This window comes from Variovorax paradoxus EPS, assembly GCF_000184745.1.
Taxonomy (GTDB): domain Bacteria; phylum Pseudomonadota; class Gammaproteobacteria; order Burkholderiales; family Burkholderiaceae_C; genus Variovorax; species Variovorax paradoxus_C.
The window spans coordinates 2,304,075-2,320,799 of sequence record NC_014931.1 but is presented as its reverse complement, the minus strand read 5'-3'; the positions used below and the strand labels follow the sequence as shown (position 1 = coordinate 2,320,799).

The following is a 16,725-nucleotide window of genomic DNA, read 5'->3' as shown; positions in this document are numbered from 1 at the left end:
TCAGCGCTGCAGCAGCGCCGGCACTGCCGACGCCAGCATCGCAACACCCGATGCGGTGAGCAACCCCAGCACCAGCTTCCTGAACGCCGTCTCGCTGATCCCGATATAAAGCCGCGCGCCCAGCAGCACCGGCACCGCGACGGCCAGCGCCACGAGCCCCAGCAGCGGCACCGTCGAAGGCACGATGCTCCCGCTGAACAGATGGATCGCGAACGCCACCAGCAGCATCGAGAGATTGAAGTTCTGGATCACCGCCCGCTGCGTGTCGCGCTGAAAGCCGCGCAGCGTGCACCAGAGCGTCGGGATCGTCCCGGAGAAGCCCCCGATACCCGCCATCGCTCCGCCGATGGCGCCGACGATGCCATCCGCCACGCGGCCACCGAAGGTGATCTTCGGCAGGTGCTGCGACATCAGCATCGCCGGGCACCACAGCACCAGCAGCGTGCCCAGGCACACCTTGAAGACCACGAGATCCAGATGCGGCAGCAGCCACACGCCGAACGGTACGCCGACCAGGCCGCCGAGCACGAACGGCCAGAGCAAGGATTTGTCGAAAGCACGCCGCACCGTGACAGCCGCGATCACCTGCCCCGTCAGCGCACCGAACAGCGCAAGCACCGCGGCGAGTTGGGGCTCCAGCGTCCAGGCCCAGACCGACATCGCGACCAGTCCGAACGCAAAGCCCGAGAGGCCCTGCACGAATCCCGCCAGCACGGCGCCGACGATCACATAGACATACAAGGCTTGCATGCGGCCGATGATAGAAGCCGCCGCACTGCGCCCGCCTCAACGGGGCGGGGCACAGAGGTGGTGTCAGGCCGAAGCCGGCACCAGCGCCGTGCGGCGCACCCGCGTGACGTTGAACGCGCTCGCGATCAGCACGCCCTGCACCAGCGCCAGTCCGACGATCACGCTCGTGTACTGGCCGTGGTCCATCAGGCGGCCGAACACCAGCGGCGCGAGCGCCTGGCCGATGTCGAGCCCCGCGTACACCACGCCGTAGACGCGGCCCGTGGCATTGGGCGGCGTCGAGCGCTTGACCAGCAGGTCGCGCGACGGGCCGGCCACGCCGGAGACGAAACCCATCGCGCCGAACAGCACCGGCACGAGGATCGGCGGGAACTGCGCGAAGGCCAGCACCAGCGCCAATGCCGCCGCAATGCCGAAGCCCGCGCCCACGATGCGTTCGCAGCGCGACGGGTCGGAGGCAAGAAAGCCGCCAACCACCATGCCGGCCGCGCTCGCCACCATGTAGACGGTGAGGCACACCGCCACCAGCGCCACCGGCACGGCATGCAGATGGCCCGCGGCCACCGGCGCGAAGGTCTGCACCACGCTGATCACCGCGGCATAGAAGAAGAAGAAACCGAAGCACATCCACACGGCCGGGATGCGCAGGAAATCGAACTCGCCGCCGATCGGCGCGGGCTCGCCCTGCCCCGTGGCCTTGTGCACGGCCGCGACGTCGAGCGACAGCACGCTGCGGTAGACCCACAGCACCAGCAGCACCAAGATGGCCAGCACGCCGGCCGATGCCAGCGCCACGCGCCACGAGAACGCAATGGCGATCGGCACGACGAAGGCCGGCGCGAGCGCCCAGCCCAGGCTGCCGGTGATGCCGTGCACGCTGTACGCATGGCCCAGGCGCGTGGGTGCGACCTTGCGGTTGAAGAGCGTGTAGTCGACCGGGTGGAACACGCCGTTGCCGACGCCGCCGACCACGGCGCACACCAGCAGCATCCAGTAGCTCTGCGCCATCGCATAGCCGAAGGCGGCGAGGCCGAGCGCGCCGAGGCCGACGAACAGCACCGGGCGCGGGCCGAGCTTGTCGACGATGAAGCCCGACGCTGCCTGCACGATGCACGAGACCACGAAGAACACAGTGAGCACCGCGCCCAGTTCGGTGTAGCTCACGTTGAAGGCGTCCTTGAGCCAGGGGAACAGCGGCGCCAGGATGAGCTGGCTGAAGTGGCTGATCGCGTGGGCCAGGCCGACGAGGCCGATGAGCTTCGCGTCGGAGCGCAAGGAGGTCGCTGGGGAGGTGGTGGTTGCGTGGGAAGACATGGATTGCTACAAAAAACCGGGGCAGGCACCGATGCTATGTCCGCGGGGCGCGGCAGAATGGCGATACAGCGACAACATTTGTCGAAACCATGCCACGCACCGCTTCCGCCTCCTTTCCCGCTCCGGTCACCAGCGTTGCCTCGCTCACGCCGCACCTCTTCGCACCCGACGCGGTGCGCCCGCTGCGCGCCAAGGAACACTTCCTGAGCGCCGACACCTTCGTCGAACTGCACCAGCATCCGTGGCCGCAGCTGACCTTCTCCACCCGCGGCGTGATCCGCCTGAGCACCGAGGACGGCAGCTACATCGTGCCGCCCTCGCGCGCGCTCTGGGTGCCGGCCAACATGCCGCACAGCATCATGCTGATCGAAGACGCCGAGCTGCGCACCATCTACCTGCACGCCTGGCTCGCGCCCTCGTGGGAGAAATGCGAGGTGCTCGAGATCAGCCCGCTGATGCGCGCCCTGATGCTTGCGCTGGACACCACGCCCGACGGCATGCCGCCGGCCGATCCGCAGGCGCCGCAGCGCGAACGCATGATCGCGCCGCTCCTGGTCGACGAGATCGAGCGCGCCACACAGATCCGCATCGACGTGCCGCTGCCCACCGACAAGCGCCTGCGCCAGCTCTGCGAGGCGCTGCTGCGCAACCCGGCCGACCGCTCCACGCTGGCCGAGCGCGCGGCCACCATCGGCGCGAGCGAGCGCACGGTGGCGCGGCTTTTTCGCGACCAGCTCGGCATGAGCTGGCAGCAATGGCGCCAGCAGGCGGTGATGGCGCATGCGCTGCCGCTGCTCGCGCGCGGCATGGCGGTGAGCCAGGTGGCGGCCGCCAGCGGGTACGCCACCGACAGCGCGTTCTGCGCGATGTTCAAGGCGGCGACGGGGCGCTCGCCCACTTCGTTCCAGCACAAGAAGCGATCCGCCGCGACCGCTTGAGCCTTTGCAATGCGAGGGCGTCACGACGCTCTGGCAAGATCGGCGAGCCCCAAGAACCACGGACCTTCCATCGATTCGCACATGGCATCGCCTCCCCGACCGCGGACCTGGACCGCCGACATCGGCCTGCGCATTCGCCGCCTTTTCCTATTGAAGGCGGTCGGGACCACGGCCTTCACCTGGCTGTTCTTCATCGGCTACTTCCACCTGCTGCGCAACCCCTCCTACCCGGTCGCGGTGATGCCGCTCACGGCGCTGGACCACCTGATTCCGTTCCAGCCCTACACGCTGGGCGCGTACCTCTCGCTCTGGGTCTACGTGGGCATCGCGCCGGGACTGCAGCTCACCTTTCGCGAACTGGTGGTCTATGGGCTGTGGATCGGCGGGCTGTGCCTCACCGGCCTGGGCCTCTTCTATTTTTGGCCGACGCAGATACCGCCGCTGACCATCGACGTCTCGGGCTATCCCGGGTTCGCGATGCTGCAGGGCGTGGACGCGGCCGGCAATGCCTGCCCGTCGATGCACGTGGCCGTCGCGATCTTCACGGCCCTGTGGATCGAGCATTTGCTGCGGCAGGCGCGCACACCCATCGTGCTGCGCATCGTCAACTGGATGTGGTTCGCCGCCATCGCCTATTCGACGCTGGCCGTGAAGCAGCACGTGGTGCTGGACGTGGTGGCGGGCGCGCTGCTCGGCATGGCGTTTGCATTTCCCTCCCTGCGCTGGCGGCCGGGCAAGCGTTTGCGAGGGGATTCCCCTCTGGTTGGAGCGGATATCATTGGCCATCACTGACCAACACAGGCCGAGCGAGGAAGGGATCGACCCCATGGCACACCCCTCAAAGGTTGCATCGATCGATCAACGGCGGCACAAGACGACAGGCATCGCACGATGAGTTCGCTGAAGGAATTGCAGGACCTGATTCACGAGAAGTACGGCATCGAACCGTCCAAGCTCGACCCCAACGCCTCGATGCGCGAAACCGGCGGACTCGACTCGCTGGCGCTGGCCGAATTCCTTTTTGCCATCGAAGACCACTTCGGCATCACCATGCCCGACGAGGACGCAAGCATCGACACCCTGGCCGAGCTCGCGCAACTGGTCGACAAGGTCCGGGCCGCGAAGCCAGCGTGAACCGCCACGAGGTTGCCGTCACCGGGCTGGGCGTCATGGCGCCCCATGGCGACGAGCCCGGCGCGCTGTTCGAGGCGCTGCTGCAGGCCCGATCGGCCATCCAGCCCGTTTTTCCTGAACTGCCCAAGCCGGCCGCCGCCGCTTCGGTGGCTTTCGACGAGACGCGCTGGTTCACCAAGCTGCAGCTCGCCGGCGTCGACCGCGTCAGCCAGCTCGCCGTGGCCGCGGCCGATCTCGCGCTGCGCGATGCGAACCAGCCCCTGGCCGATGCCGACCTCGAACGCGTCGGCGTCTACGCCGGCTGCGGCATGGGCGGCGCGGCGGCGCTCGAAGCGGCTTATCGCGGCAACGGGCGCGTGTCGCCGCTCACCATTCCGGCCTTCATGCCCAATGCGCCCGCGGCCCACGTGGCGATGCGCAACGGCGTGCTCGGCCCCGTGCTCACTTACTCCGTCGCCTGCGCCTCGTCGTCCGTCGCGATCGCCGAAGCGGCCAAGGCGATCGAGCGCGGCGAGGTCGATATCGCCATTGCCGGGGGCAGCGAGGCGCTGATCGTGCCGGGCGTGGTGTTGGCCTGGCAGGTGATGCAGACACTGGCCACCTTCCAGCCCGGCGAAGCAGCGGGCGCGGTGCGGCCGTTCGCGAGCGATCGCAGCGGCTTCGCGCTCGGCGAAGGTGCGGCCTTCCTGGTGCTCGAATCCGCCGAGCGCGCACGCAATCGTGGTGCCCGCAGCTACGCCACGCTGGCCGGCTGGGGTTTGAGCAGCGATGCCACCCACCTCACCAAACCCGACGCACCCGGCCAGGCACGCGCGTTGCGCCAGGCGCTGCGGCAAGCCGGCCTGCAACCACGCGACGTGGGCTACTGCAACGCGCACGGCACGGCCACGCGCATCGGCGACGTGGTCGAGCGCAATGCGCTGGCCGAGGTGTGGGGCGACGATTTCGACGGTCTGCGCGTGAGCTCGACCAAGGCGCTGCACGGCCACATGCTCGGCGCGGCGGGTGCCATCGAGGCACTGATCACAGTGCTCGCGCTGCATCGCCGGCAATTGCCGCCCAATGCGAACTGCAGCGAGATCGATCCGGCCTGCCAGATGAACCTCGTGATGCAGGACGACAGCGCCGCACCGGCGCTCGAAGCGGCGATGAGCAATTCCTTCGCCTTCGGCGGCACGAACTCGGTGCTGCTTTTCCGCCGCGCTGACTGACTAGGCAGACGTCTGCGACGCGCCCCCCGCCTCGCAGAGCCATTCGACGAACGCCTCCGCCAGCGGATCGGCCGTGCGATTCGGCGCCATGAACACGCTGTAGCCGCGGCTCGACGGCGCACGGTGCGCGCATGCGAGCTGCAGCTCTCCCGAGCGCAGCTCGCGCTCGACGTAGTACAGCGGCACCAGCCCCACGCCAAGATCGGCCCGCACCGCGGCGACCAGCGAAGAGAAGAGATCGAAGCGGTGTCCGGTCACCAGGTTGTCGGGCGGTTGCGCGTGCGGCGTCTGCGCGAACCATTCTTCCCACGCCCCCATGCGCGTGCGCAGTTGAAGCAGCGGCGCTACGCGAAAGTCGCCGCGCGCCATCGCGGCCCGGCCCTTCGCGCGCGGGGAACACACGGCCACGCAGAACTCGCCCATCAGCGGCCGCGCATCGGCGCCGGGCCACACCGCGTCGTCGTACTGCACGCCCACATCGAACGGCATGTCGGCCATATAGAGATCGGTCGGAAACACCTGCAGGTGCAGGCTGCAGCCCGGGTTCCGCGCGATGAACTGCGGCAGCAGCGGCGTGAGCCAGCCCTCTGCGAGCACCGGCACCGCGCCGACGATCAGCCTGAGGCCGTCGACGCGCTGCGCCATGGCTTCGAGCGTGTGGTTCTGCAGCCGCATCAGGTCGCCCGCGATCTGCCCGTGGTAGCGGCGACCGGCGTCGGTGAGCTCGGTGCCGCGCGCGGTGCGCTGCACCAGCCGCACGCCGATCTGCGATTCGAGGAGCCGCAGCTGCTGGCTCACGGCGCTGTGCGTGAGGCAAAGCTCCTCGGCCGCCTTGCCCACGCCGTGATGGCGGGCCACCGCGTCGAAGATCAAGAGCGCTCGGGTGCTCGGAATGTGGCGGCGCATGGCGGTGTTCGTAAGAAAAACTGACAAGGCCAAAGATTAAACCAGAGCAGGCGCCTCACTTGCCCCTAAGAATTGCTGACGGCGCCGCGCCGGCGGCGCCCTCCCGCGCCTTCTCAACTTTCAAGGACAAATAACCGCCATGCCTCGCTCTGCGTCATTCCGCCTTGCCCCGATCGTCCTCGCCCTGGCCTGCGCCGCCGGGGTCGCCCAAGCCCAGAACGCGGCCGTCGCGGCCACGCCCGCGCAGGTCCGGCCCGAGATCGACAAGGCCTACACGCAGCTGATGGCGGCGCCCGCGATCCAGAAGCTGCTTGACGCGGTGAAGGCCGACCACGAGCGCTCGGTCGAAGACCTGAAGATGCTCACCGAAATCGAAGCGCCTCCGTTCAAGGAGCAGAAGCGCGCCGAAGCCTTCCTCGCGCGCATGAAGGCGCTGGGCCTGAGCGACGCGAAGATCGACGCCGAAGGCAACGTCGTCGGCCTGCGCAAAGGCTCGGGCAATGGGCCGAAGCTGCTGATCTCCGCGCACCTCGACACCGTGTTCCCCGCCGGCACCGACGTGAAGGTGAAGGAGCGCGATGGCAAGCTCTATGCCCCCGGCATCTCCGACGACACGCGCGGCCTCGCCGTCTTGCTGTCGTGGCTCAAGGTGCTCAACGACAACAAGATTCAGACCGTGGGCGACCTCCTGATCGTCGGCAACGTCGGCGAGGAAGAACTGGGCAACCTGCGTGGCATCAAGGCGATCTTTCGCGACAACCTCGACATCGACGGCATGGTCGGCCTCGAGCCGGCGCCCGACGGCACGGTGCTGATGCTGGGCACGGGCAGCCACCGCTACGAAATCACCTTCAAGGGCCCGGGCGGCCACAGCTTCGGCGCGTTCGGCCAGGTGCCGAGCGCGATCCACGGCATGGGCCGCGCGATTGCGAAGATCGCCGAAGTCCGCACGCCGACGTTCCCGAAGACCACCTTCACCGTCGGCACCGTGGGCGGCGGCACCTCGGTGAACACCATTGCGCCGGACGCACGCATGGCCATCGACATCCGCTCCGACGAAATGGCACCGCTCTTGGAGACCGAAAAGAAGATCCTCGCGGCCATCGACGAAGCGGTCGAGGAAGAAAACAAGCGCTGGAACGTGACGACCCTGAGCGCGAGCCGCAAGCTGATCGGCGACCGGCCCGGCGGCCGCACGCAATCGGACACGGTGATCGTCGAGGCCGCCACGCGCGCGAACAGCGCCTTCGGCCACAAGACCCTGCTGACGGGCGCGAGCACCGATGCGAACGTGCCGATGTCGCTGGGCATCCCGGCCATCATCATCGGCGCCGGCGGCAAGACGGGCGGCTTCCACGCGCTGTCGGAATGGATCGACGTGACCGATGGCTGGAAGGGCGCGCAGAACTCGCTCGTGACGGTGCTGGGCCTGGTCGGCGTGCAGGGCACCAGCGAACCGCTGCTGGAGAAGCGCGCCCCGCGCAAGAACTAGCGCGAGCCCGCGGGCCATGCCCCCGGAAACGCCGGGGACTCTCCGGTATGCTGGCGGGCGCTTCTCCCCTTTGCTTTCCAAGGAGACCACCATGCATGCCCGCTCCACACTCATTGCCCTGGCCCTGCTCGCCGCAGGCGCCTCGGCACAGGCCAACGACCTGCTCGACCAGTTGAAGGAAAAGGCCGGCGCCGCCGCCAGCTCGCAAGGCAGCAACCTCGGCTTCAAGATGCCCGCCATCGGCTCCAGCACCATCGGCAGCGCTGCCGGCGTGCTGCAGTACTGCGTGAAGAACAACTATCTCGGCGGCGATGCGGCCTCGGTGAAAGACAAGCTCCTTGCCAAGATCACCGGCCAGAAGCAGCAGGAAAAGAATTTCGAAAGCGGCGCGAAGGGTTTGCTGAAAGGCGGCGACGGCAAGACGCTCAACATCAAGATCCTGTCGTCGAAGGTGAAGGAAAAAGCCTGCGACTACGTTCTGAAGAACGCCACCTCGCTGATCTGACACCGCTCCCCGCATTGCCCCCGCGCGGCGCACCGCGCATGTGCTTGCCTGTTTCTCCCCGTGCGCGCGTAACGACTCCATGACCCCGGCTGCCTCCCCCTCTTCCCTGCGCCAGCGCCTCGCGCGCTGGGTTCCCTGTCTTGCATGGCCCCGTCCTTCCGCGGGGCTGCTGCGCAGCGAGGCGATGGCCGGCATCACCGTGGCGCTGATGGTCATTCCGCAAGGCGTGGCGTATGCGGCGCTCGCCGGCATGCCGCTGGTCACCGGCGTGTATGCCGCGCTGTTCCCCGCGCTGATCGCGGTGATGTTCAGTTCGTCGCAACGGCTGTCGGTCGGGCCCACGGCGCTCACCAGCCTGCTGGTCGGCGCCTCGCTCGCGCCGCTCGCGGTGGCGGGCAGCGACGAATGGGTGGCGATGGCGGTGTGGCTCACGCTGATGTCCGGAACGATCCAGATCGTGCTGGGCGCGGGGCGCTTCGGCTGGCTGCTGCGGCTGGTCAATTCACCGGTGCTGATCGGCTTCACGCAGGGCGCGGCGGTGCTGATCGCGATCTCGCAGTTGCCGTCGCTGCTGGGCTTCACCGGGCGCACCATTCCGCAGGTGCTGCAGGGCGGACCGCTGCCCGACCTCGTGGCCATCGCCTTCGGCCTCGGCAGCATCGCGGTGCTGTGGCTGGGCAAGCGGTTCGTGCCGCGTTTTCCGACCACGATGGCATTGGTGGCCGGCGCTGCCGCCATCAGCTGGGTCATGAATTACGCGCTGCGCGGCGGCGCGGTAGTCGGCAGCCTGCCCTCGGGCCTGCCCTCGTTCTACTGGCCCGGCCTGCTCCCGTTGAGCACCTTCAGCGCGCTGGTGCTGCCCGCGCTGATGATCACGCTGGTGAGCTTCCTGGAAACAGCCTCCAGCGCCAAGGTCGACAACGCACGCGCCGGTACGCTGTGGAACGAAAACCAGGACCTGATCGGGCAGGGCCTCGCCAAGCTGGCCTCGGGTTTCACTGGCGCTTTCCCGACCAGCTCGTCGTTCTCTCGTTCGGCCATCACGCTCTATGCGGGTGCGCAGACCGGCTGGGCGACGCTCTTCAGCGTGGTGGTGGTGGCCGGTGCGCTCCTGTGGCTGATGCCGCTGCTCTATCACGTGCCGCAAGCGGTGCTGGCGGCCGTGGTGGTCACAGCCATCCTGGGGCTGGTGAAGCCGGCGAGCTTCACGGCGCTCTGGCGCGTCTCGCGCATCGAGGCGGGCATCGCCTTCGGCACCTTCGTTCTGACGATCGCGACCGCGCCGAGCATCTACTGGGGCGTGCTCGGCGGCCTGCTCGCGAGCATGGCGCACTACATGTACCGCCACCTGCATCCGCGCATCATCGAAGTGGGCCTGCACCCCGACGGCAGCCTGCGCGACCGCAACCTCTGGAAGCTGCCGCCGCTCGCGCCGCAGCTCTATGCACTGCGCATGGACGCCGAACTCGACTTCGCCTCCGCCTCCACGCTCGAACGCGCGCTCACCGTCGCGCTGGCCGAGCGCCCCGACCTCACCGACGTGTGCCTCTTCGCACAGCCCATCAACCGCATCGACATCACCGGCGCCGAAGTGTTCGGCTCGATCCGCCGGATGATGGAAGCCAAGGGCGTGCGCCTGCACCTGAGCGGCATGAAGCTGCCGGCGATGGAGGTGCTGGAGCGCGCCGGCTTGCTCGCGCCGGGCCCGATGCTCTTCAGCTACCGAACCGACGGCGAAGCGCTTGCGGCGCTGATGCCGCGCATCGAGGTGCCGACAGAGGCCGAGACCGCGAGCTGACGGCACGAGCAGCGGCCCCATGAAAACCACCATCGAAGAACTCGTCGCGTTTCGCACGGTGGTGGACACCGGCTCGATCACCGCCGCGGCCGAGCAACTGGGCCACACGGTCTCGGGCATCAGCCGTGCGCTGAGTCGGCTCGAGCAGAAGCTCGATACCACGCTGATGCGCCGCACCACGCGGCGCCTCGAACTTACCGAAGAAGGCGCGGCGTTTCTGCAGCGCACCCGCGCGATCCTCGATGCCATCGACGATGCCGAAGAGCAGATGGCCGCGCGCCGCGAACAACCGGCCGGCCGCCTGCGCGTGAACGCGGCCTCGCCCTTCATGCTGCACGCCATCGTGCCGCTGGTGCCCGAATTCCGGAAGCTCTACCCGCAGATCAGCCTGGAACTGGACACCGACGACCTGCCCATCGACCTCCTGGAGCGCCGCACCGACATCGCGATCCGCATCGGGCCGCTGCGCGACTCCACGCTGCATGCGCGGCCGCTGGGCACGCACCGCCTGCGCGTGCTTGCGAGCCCGGCGTATATCGAAGCGCACGGCAAGCCGCGCACCGCTGCCGAGCTGGCCGATCACGCGCTGCTGGGCTTCACACAACCCGAGTCGCTCAATCGCTGGCCGCTGCGCGGGGCGCATGGCGACGAATGGGCCATCGCGCCGACGCTCGCCGCATCGAGCGGCGAGACGCTGCGCCAACTCGCCTTGGCCGGCGCAGGCATCGTGTGCCTCGCGGATTTCATGACCGCCGCCGACCGCGCGAGCGGTGCGCTGGTGCAGGTGCTCGCGAAGGAAACGGTGGATGTGCGCCAGCCGGTGAACGCGGTGTACTACCGCAACACGCAACTGTCGGCGCGGATCACGTCGTTCCTGGACTTCCTGTCGCAGCGAATGACGTGAATGCGGTCGCTTATTTCGGCTGGGCCGGAACGAAGCGCTCCACCGCCGCCGACTTGATCTCGTACCCGCTCACGCCCATGTCCGCCGAGGCGTAGCGCGCGGCCTTCAGGACGCCGCTGACCTTCACCGTGTCCATTGCGTGCAGGCCCTTGAAGGCCTGGTCGGCGATCACGTGCACGATCTGGTTGGCGGGCGGGGGCGGCGTGTGGATGCAGGCGCCGAAGTACGGCACGAGAAGGAACTCGCGGATGCCGTCCTGCGTGCTGTCCAGCGGCACGACAAAGCCCGCGAGCTTGGCCGCGGTGCCGTCGAGCGCCACGTTGACCGGCGCGTTGTCCCAGACGGCGCGCATCTCGTCGAGCATCTGGATCGCGCGGGGGTCGTTGTCGCGCAGGGCTTCAAGGCTGATGTTGCGGTAGCGCTTGGTCGGATCCCAGCTCTTGGGGATGAGTTCGTCCCAATTGAGCTCCGGGGCCGAGGCGACGCTCGCATTGCTGGCGGTGGCGGACCCGGGTCCGCAGCCCGCGAGCCCGAAGGCCGCGAGCGCGAGGAACAGCGCCGTCAGGGCACGCGCGAGGAAAACTGTCATGGCGTCGATTGTGCTTGGAAGATGTTTCAGACCCTGTTTCAGACCCATGACGCGGGGCCGAGTTGCCTCTTTTTGAAGCAAATGGCACAAATTCGGTCAACGCGCCAGAATGCCGCACCACGATATCGAGGAGATCCGCATGGCAGCTACAGGATGGCTGGGACTCACGTCCCTCGGCTTGGTTCACACCGCGATCAGCCTGATCGCCGTCTTCGCGGGGATCGTCGCCCTGCTGCGCTACAAGGAAATCACCCTGCGCACCGGATGGGGCCAGGTCTTCGTCTGGACCACCGTGCTCACCTGCCTGACCGGCTTCGGCATCTTCCAGCACGGCGGCTTCGGCAAGCCACATGCGCTGGGCATCATCACGCTGGCTGCGCTGGCGGTCGGTGCACTGGCCGGCCGGGGCAGCCTCGGGAAGAACTCGCGCTACGTCGAGGCCATCGCCTATTCGGCGAGCTTTCTCTTCCATTGGATTCCGGCTTTCACCGAGACGCTGACGCGGCTGCCGCTCGGTGCGCCGCTGCTGTCGAGCGCCGAGGCGCCCGAACTCAAGGCGATCACCGGCGTGCTGCTGGTGCTGTACCTTGCCGGCGTGGCACTGCAGATCCGCCGGCTGCGCGGCACCGCCGCCGCGAGCCCGCTGGCGGCGACGACCGGCGCCTGAGCTTCAGCTGCCGGTGAAGCGCGGCGGGCGCTTCTCGGCCCAGGCGCGCTGGCCTTCGCGCAGGTCGGCGGACGCGGCCGAGCGCGCCATGTCGTGCCGCAGCGCTTCTGCATCGAGCGTGCCGCGCGCGATGTGGTTCAGGTGCTTCTTCATGCCGACGAGCGGAATCGGCGCCATGCCCGCCAGCGTTGCCACGAGGCGCTGCCCCGCCGCCGCGAGTTCGGTGGGAGGCACGAGGTGCGTAAGAAAGCCGATGGCCTTCATCTCCCCGGCATCGATGCGCTCGGCCGTGAGGAACAGCCGCTTCGCGTGGTCCAGCCCGAGCCGCGTGACGTAGCGCTCCAGCCCCCGTTGGTAGAAATGAAGCCCGAGTCGCGCGGCCGGCATGAACATGTCCATGCCCTCGATGCCAAGCCGGAAATCGCAGGCCAGCGCGAAGTCGGTGGCGCCGCCGTAGACGCTGCCCTGCATCAGCGCGATGGTGACGGGGCGCGCATCTTCAAGTGCGTTCACCACCTCGTCGAACGCCACGTCGCGCGAGGCGCCGATGCGGCCGATGTCGTAGCCGCTGCAGAAATACTTGCCCTCGGCCTGCAGCACGAGCACCAGCACCTCGGGCCTGGCGTTCACTTCTTCGATGTGCGCGGCGATAGTCGCGAGGTCGTCGGGCTCGAGCCGGTTGGCCTGCCCGGGGCGCCGCAGCGTGATGTGCGCGACCGCGCCGTCGATCGTCAGTTCGGGAATGCCCATGCTCAGCGTCCTTTGAAATGCGGCGTGCGCTTGTCCATGAAGGCACGGCGGCCCTCGCGGTAATCCTCGCTGTCGAAGCAGCGGTTGACCAGCTCCTCGATCGCCTCCGCCTCGGGCGTGGCCGAGTAGCGCTCGAAGGCGCGCACCGCGGCCTTGGCCGCATGGACGGTGAGCGGCGCGTTGCCCGCAATGCCCTGCGCATAGGCGCGCACCTGCTGGTGCAGCTGGCCGTCGTCGGCGATGGTGTTCACGAGCCCGATGCGCAACGCCTCGTCGGCCGCGAGAAAGCGCGCGCTGAAAAGGATGTCCTTCGCCGCGGACGGCCCCACCAGCCGCGCGAGCGCCGCGATGCCCGCGTACTCGTAGCCCAGCCCGAGCTTTGCCGCCGGAATGCCGAAGCGCGAGCCCGCGGTGGCGATGCGCACGTCAGCGGTCAACGCCAGCGCGAGGCCGCCGCCGATGCAGAAGCCCTCGATCATCGCGATGAGCGGCTTGGTGAGCTGCGCGAGCCCGAGCTGGCCGCGTGCGGCGATCTTTCCATAGGCCTCCTTCTGCTCGGCATTGGCGCGGAACTGCTCGAACTCCGAAATGTCGGCACCGGCCGCGAACGACTGGCCGCCGGCTCCGCGCATGACGACCACGCGCACCTGCGCATCGGCCTCGAAGGCCTCGGCCGCGTCGCCGAGGCCCCGCCACATCTCCAGCGAAACGGCATTGCGCCGCTCGGGGTTGTTGAAGGTGAGCCAGCCGACGCCGTCCTCGACCTCGGCCACGATCTTCGAAGTCGTCAAGGGCAGGCGGCGCGCGTTGGAGGTGCCGGGCGCGCTCATGCCACGGCTCCTTCGGCGCGCATCGCCGCGATGGCACCGTCGTCGTAGCCCAGCTCCTGCAGCAACGCGTCGCTCTGCTCGCCGGGGTCGGGGCCGGCCAGGTGAAAGCGCGGCGGATGCGGCACCGCCGAGAGATTGATCGGCGAACGCAGCAGCTCGATGTCGCCCAGCACCGGATGCCGGGCGGGCCTCGTCATGGCGAGGTGCTTCACCTGCGCGTCCTCGAAGGCCTGCCCGATGTCGTAGATCGGCCCGCAAGGCACGCCCGCCGGATTGAGCCGCGCCACGAGCTCGGCCGTGTCGAAGCCCGAGGTGATCTCGTCGATGTCGGCGTCCAGCTGCGCGCGGTGCGCGAGCCGCGAGGCGGCTTCCTGGTAGCGGGCGTCGGCGAGCAGCGACCGCGCATCGAGCGCCTCGCAGAAGCCAGCCCACATGCGCGCCGTGGTGGCCGCGATGTTGACCATGCCGTCGCGCGCCCGGTAGGTGCCCATCGGCGCGAGCGTGGGGTGCGCATTGCCCTGCTGGCGCGCCACCTCGCCGTCGACCGTGTAGCGCGCGCCCTGGAAGTCGAGCTTGTTGAGCATGCTCTCGATCAGCGAGGTGTGGACCCATTGCCCCTGGCCCGTGCGCTCGCGATGCAGCAGCGCGAGCAGGATGCCCTGCCCGAGGAACATGCCGGCGGTGGTGTCCGAGATGGCGATGCCCACGCGCACCGGCCCGCGCCCGGGCTCGCCGGTCACCGAGCTCAGCCCGCACATGCCCTGCACGATCTGGTCGACGCCGGGCCGGTCGCTGTACGGGCCGTCCTGCCCGAAGCCCGAGATGCTCGCGAGGATGACGCGCGGGTTGATGCGCTGCAACTGCGCATAGGTCAGGCCCAGGCGCTCCTTCACGTCGGCGCGGAAGTTCTCCACGACCACATCGCTGCGCGCGATGAGCCGCCGAAGCACCTCGGCGCCGCGCGGCGACTTCAGGTCCAGGCACAGGCTGCGCTTGTTGCGGTGCAGGTTCTGCTCGTCCGAGCCACGGCGGCGTCCGGTGACGGAGCCGCGGTCCTGCGCGGGCGGCGGATCGACGCGCGTCACGTCGGCGCCCCAGTCGGCCAGGAGGCGCACGGCCACGGGGCCGGCGCGGGCGATGCTGAGGTCCAGCACCTTGTAGCGGGAGAGCGGAAGTTCGGCGGGCTGGATGTCGGTGTCGGTGTCGGCCATGGCGATGTGCTTTCGGTGGTCGGTGTGTGTTCGCCCGCGCCTCAGCGCGCGGCCCAGTAAGTGCGGAAGGCCTGGCGCGGATCGTCCTCGGCACGCGTGCGGCTGCCGTCACCCTCGAAGACCAGCGTGCCGCGCCGCTGCGCCGTGTAGGCCGGCCACTGAGGCGTGCGTGCGTTGTTCGGATCGCCGGTGGCTGCGAAGGCGACCCAGGCGCCCGCGAGCTGGTCGGCCAGCCGCACGCTCTCCGCGCTCGGGCCGTTCAGGCCGTGGCGGATGTCGTGCAGGCTCGGCCCGATGTCGGTGCCGTGCGGCGCGCCGTAGCGCCCGCCATAGGCCGGGCTCGGAATCTTCCAGAGGTAGGCGTAGGCCGGCGCGGCACCCGCGGCTGCCGCGGCGGCCTTGCGCTCGGCCTGCAGTTGCGCAGCCCGGCGGAAGGTCATGTCGGTGTCGATGCGCGCCTGCAGCACATAGGGCGACGCGGACGGGTCCTCGTCGCGGTACATGGCCACGAGGCGGCGCGCATCGTCGCCCACTCGGGCTTCGGCGAATTTCAGGAGAGCCGCCTCGTCGGCGTTGAAATCGATCCGGCGGTAAGCCCTCTCGTCGAGCGTGGTGCCCACGATCATCGGCACCTCGGCCGATAGCGCGGGCGCGTCCGGATCGAACGGATGCCGCGCGATGGCCGTGCCGTCGAGCACCGGCGAGAAGGCGCGCGGCGCCTCGCCCTTCGCGCGGTCGGCATTCTCCATGGTCACCTGCGCCGCGAGCAGCGTGTGCATCGGCAATGCCTGCAGCCGGGCGATCGGGTCCTTGCCGAGGCCCAGCGATGCGACGAACTCGCCGGCGGCCTTGCGGGAGGCTTCCTGCGGCGCCACGCGCAGGCCCGAGCCGCTCATCACGCCCGCTCGGTGAAAGAGCCCGCGCGCCGAGGGCATTGCCATCAGCACGCTGGTCTTCAAGCCGCCGCCGGACTGGCCGAACACCAGCACGCGCGACGGGTCGCCGCCGAAGGCCGCGATGTTCTCCCTGATCCAGCCGAGCGCCGCGACGATGTCGAGCATGCCCGCCGCGCCCGATTGCGCCATGCGCGCATCGCCCAGCCCCGAGAGGTCGAGGAAGCCGAAGGACCCGAGCCGGTGGTTGAGCGTGACGACCACCGCGTCGCCGAAGCGCGCGAGCATCTCGCCGTCGAACTGCGGCGAGTTGCCCGAGCCCGCGTAGTAGCCGCCGCCGTGCAGGTGCACCATCACCGGCCGCCGGCTGCGGCCCGAGGGCGAGGCGGAAGGCGTCCAGATGTTCATCACCAGGCAGTCCTCGCCCATGCCGCCCGGCTGCAGGTCGTACATGATGAGGTCGGCATAGGCGCGGCGCCGGTCGGCCGGCATCTGCGGCGCGTAGTTGCCGTAGGCGGTCGCGTCGCGCACGCCGGCCCAGCGCGCCACCGGCGCGGGCGGCATGAAGCGGTTGGCGCCCGAGGTGTCGGCGCCGTAGTGCACGCCCTTGAACACGGCGATGCCGCCGGACATGAGCCCGCGCAGGCGGCCGTTCGCCGTCTCCACGACGGGAAATATTTCGCTCTCGGTCATGGCGCGCACGCCCTTGGCGCACCACAGCGCGCCGGTGGCGACGGTCGCGCCGAGCAGGCCGCGGCGGTTGAGAAAAGGCGTTGATCGAGGTTGCTGCTGCATCGTCACGTCGGAGGTCTTTCTGTTGTTGTTGCGTGGAT

Annotated in this window: 17 protein-coding genes; 9 read left to right on the top strand and 8 right to left on the bottom strand. The window is 69.0% G+C overall.

The window, feature by feature from the left end; translation table 11 throughout:
* Nucleotides 1–750, bottom strand: coding sequence for a sulfite exporter TauE/SafE family protein (locus VARPA_RS10705; protein ID WP_013540576.1), 750 nt, complete (start codon nt 748–750; stop codon nt 1–3).
* Between the two features lie 63 nt (nt 751–813).
* Nucleotides 814–2,064 carry an MFS transporter gene (locus tag VARPA_RS10700; protein WP_013540575.1) on the bottom strand — a complete coding sequence of 417 codons (1,251 nt, stop codon included), beginning with the start codon at nt 2,062–2,064 and terminating at the stop codon, nt 814–816.
* Nucleotides 2,065–2,153: 89 nt separating this feature from the next.
* Here VARPA_RS10700 and VARPA_RS10695 point away from each other — a divergent pair, with 89 nt between their 5' ends.
* The 4 genes from VARPA_RS10695 (at nt 2,154) to VARPA_RS10680 (ending at nt 5,347) form a co-directional block, all read left to right on the top strand.
* Nucleotides 2,154–3,002 (top strand): AraC family transcriptional regulator, encoded by an 849-nt coding sequence (locus tag VARPA_RS10695; RefSeq protein WP_013540574.1) that lies wholly within the window; start codon nt 2,154–2,156, stop codon nt 3,000–3,002.
* Between the two features lie 81 nt (nt 3,003–3,083).
* A complete protein-coding gene (locus VARPA_RS10690; RefSeq protein ID WP_013540573.1) occupies nt 3,084–3,794 on the top strand; it encodes a phosphatase PAP2 family protein in 711 nt (236 codons plus the stop codon).
* A gap of 99 nt (nt 3,795–3,893) precedes the next feature.
* Complete coding sequence (locus VARPA_RS10685; RefSeq protein ID WP_013540572.1) at nt 3,894–4,136, top strand: acyl carrier protein; 243 nt, start codon at nt 3,894–3,896, stop codon at nt 4,134–4,136.
* Complete coding sequence (locus VARPA_RS10680; protein WP_013540571.1) at nt 4,133–5,347, top strand: beta-ketoacyl-[acyl-carrier-protein] synthase family protein; 1,215 nt, start codon at nt 4,133–4,135, stop codon at nt 5,345–5,347. Before VARPA_RS10685 ends, VARPA_RS10680 begins: the two co-directional genes overlap by 4 nt.
* Here the strand turns inward: VARPA_RS10680 and VARPA_RS10675 are convergent, their stop codons facing one another.
* Nucleotides 5,348–6,253: a LysR substrate-binding domain-containing protein gene (locus tag VARPA_RS10675; protein ID WP_013540570.1), complete on the bottom strand. Its 906-nt coding sequence runs from the start codon at nt 6,251–6,253 to the stop codon at nt 5,348–5,350. It lies immediately after the preceding gene.
* Between the two features lie 139 nt (nt 6,254–6,392).
* Here VARPA_RS10675 and VARPA_RS10670 point away from each other — a divergent pair, with 139 nt between their 5' ends.
* The 4 genes from VARPA_RS10670 to VARPA_RS10655 all read left to right on the top strand — a co-directional run bounded on the left by VARPA_RS10670 (nt 6,393) and on the right by VARPA_RS10655 (nt 10,952).
* A complete protein-coding gene (locus tag VARPA_RS10670) occupies nt 6,393–7,745 on the top strand; it encodes a M20/M25/M40 family metallo-hydrolase (RefSeq protein WP_013540569.1) in 1,353 nt (450 codons plus the stop codon).
* A 91-nt stretch (nt 7,746–7,836) separates the two neighbouring features.
* Entirely contained in the window at nt 7,837–8,250 is a 414-nt protein-coding gene (locus VARPA_RS10665; RefSeq protein ID WP_013540568.1) for a DUF2501 domain-containing protein, read from the top strand.
* A gap of 79 nt (nt 8,251–8,329) precedes the next feature.
* Nucleotides 8,330–10,048 (top strand): SulP family inorganic anion transporter, encoded by a 1,719-nt coding sequence (locus VARPA_RS10660; protein WP_013540567.1) that lies wholly within the window; start codon nt 8,330–8,332, stop codon nt 10,046–10,048.
* Between the two features lie 19 nt (nt 10,049–10,067).
* A complete protein-coding gene (locus VARPA_RS10655) occupies nt 10,068–10,952 on the top strand; it encodes a LysR family transcriptional regulator (RefSeq protein WP_013540566.1) in 885 nt (294 codons plus the stop codon).
* Between the two features lie 10 nt (nt 10,953–10,962).
* On the opposite strand, the gene VARPA_RS10650 is transcribed toward VARPA_RS10655, so the two are convergent.
* Nucleotides 10,963–11,541, bottom strand: coding sequence for a DUF3299 domain-containing protein (locus VARPA_RS10650; RefSeq protein ID WP_013540565.1), 579 nt, complete (start codon nt 11,539–11,541; stop codon nt 10,963–10,965).
* 139 nt (nt 11,542–11,680) lie between these two features.
* On the opposite strand from VARPA_RS10650, the gene VARPA_RS10645 reads away from it, so the two are divergent.
* A complete protein-coding gene (locus tag VARPA_RS10645; protein WP_013540564.1) occupies nt 11,681–12,208 on the top strand; it encodes a hypothetical protein in 528 nt (175 codons plus the stop codon).
* A gap of 3 nt (nt 12,209–12,211) precedes the next feature.
* On the opposite strand, the gene VARPA_RS10640 is transcribed toward VARPA_RS10645, so the two are convergent.
* The 4 genes from VARPA_RS10640 to VARPA_RS10625 are packed head-to-tail and all read right to left on the bottom strand — an operon-like array spanning nt 12,212 to nt 16,687.
* On the bottom strand, nt 12,212–12,958 hold the full coding sequence (locus VARPA_RS10640; protein ID WP_013540563.1) for an enoyl-CoA hydratase/isomerase family protein: 747 nt from the start codon (nt 12,956–12,958) through the stop codon (nt 12,212–12,214).
* Between the two features lie 2 nt (nt 12,959–12,960).
* Nucleotides 12,961–13,788, bottom strand: a complete 828-nt coding sequence (locus VARPA_RS10635) for an enoyl-CoA hydratase (protein WP_013540562.1) — start codon at nt 13,786–13,788, stop codon at nt 12,961–12,963.
* On the bottom strand, nt 13,785–14,999 hold the full coding sequence (locus VARPA_RS10630) for a CaiB/BaiF CoA transferase family protein (protein ID WP_013540561.1): 1,215 nt from the start codon (nt 14,997–14,999) through the stop codon (nt 13,785–13,787). The genes VARPA_RS10635 and VARPA_RS10630 overlap by 4 nt, the downstream gene beginning before the upstream one ends.
* A 41-nt stretch (nt 15,000–15,040) precedes the next feature.
* Nucleotides 15,041–16,687, bottom strand: a complete 1,647-nt coding sequence (locus VARPA_RS10625; RefSeq protein WP_013540560.1) for a carboxylesterase/lipase family protein — start codon at nt 16,685–16,687, stop codon at nt 15,041–15,043.
* Between the last annotated feature and the right edge of the window lie 38 nt (nt 16,688–16,725).